The following is a 793-nucleotide window of genomic DNA, read 5'->3' as shown; positions in this document are numbered from 1 at the left end:
CGACGAAGTCGTTGCCATCGCCCGCCGAGATCGTGTCGTCGCCGCCCGCACCGATCAGGACATCGTCGCCGCCCTGGCCGATCAGGTTGTCCGCCCCCGCTGCCCCGATCAGGACATCGCTCAGCCCCGTCCCGACATGCGTCCCAGGAGCCGTCCCCGGACCGGGAGCCGGCGTGCCAGCCCCGTCGTCATCGTCGTCGTCGTCACAGCCGCAATCGTCGTCGTCGTCATCGTCGCCATTGCCGGCACCGTCGTCATCGTCGTCATCATCGTCGCCATCTCCGGCGCCGTCGTCGTCATCGTCATCATCGTCGCCATCACCGGCGCCGTCGTCATCGTCGTCATCGTCGTCGCCGTCTCCGGCGCCGTCGTCATCATCGTCGTCGCCATCTCCGTTGCCGGTGCCGTCATCGTCGTCATCGTCGTCATCGTCGCCGTCGCCGTCACCCGTGCCGGTACCGTTGTCGCCGTCATCGCCAACGACGGTCTCGAAGATGTTCTCCGGCAGATTGGTCAGGCTGGTATTGCGGGCGATGATGTCCGCGAACTCCTGGCCGTCGATGAAATTCTCGTAGAAGTCGAAGTTCTCGACACGGTCGAGATAGTAGAACCGGTCGGCCTCCTGCAGGCGGTCAAACTGTTCATGCAGCACGACCCAGAAGGTCTGCCCGACCATGCCGCCATTGATATGCGTCTCGGCAAGGCCACCGACCCAGAGATCGACCCGGTCGATCCCCTTCACGATGCCGGTGCCGTCGGCCTGGATGGCCACGCTGATATTCGAGTTGATCGC

General features: G+C 64.6%; 1 protein-coding gene. It reads right to left on the bottom strand.

Features of this window, described 5'->3' with window-relative positions; genetic code table 11:
* Positions 1-793: peroxidase family protein (locus AC1DIO_RS35350; protein WP_476833296.1), on the bottom strand; the 793-nt coding region annotated here is incomplete at both ends.

Source organism: Allobosea sp. 05T439 (assembly GCF_056396005.1).
Note: the sequence above shows the minus strand (reverse complement) of the source record. Positions and strands in the feature narration are given on the sequence as shown.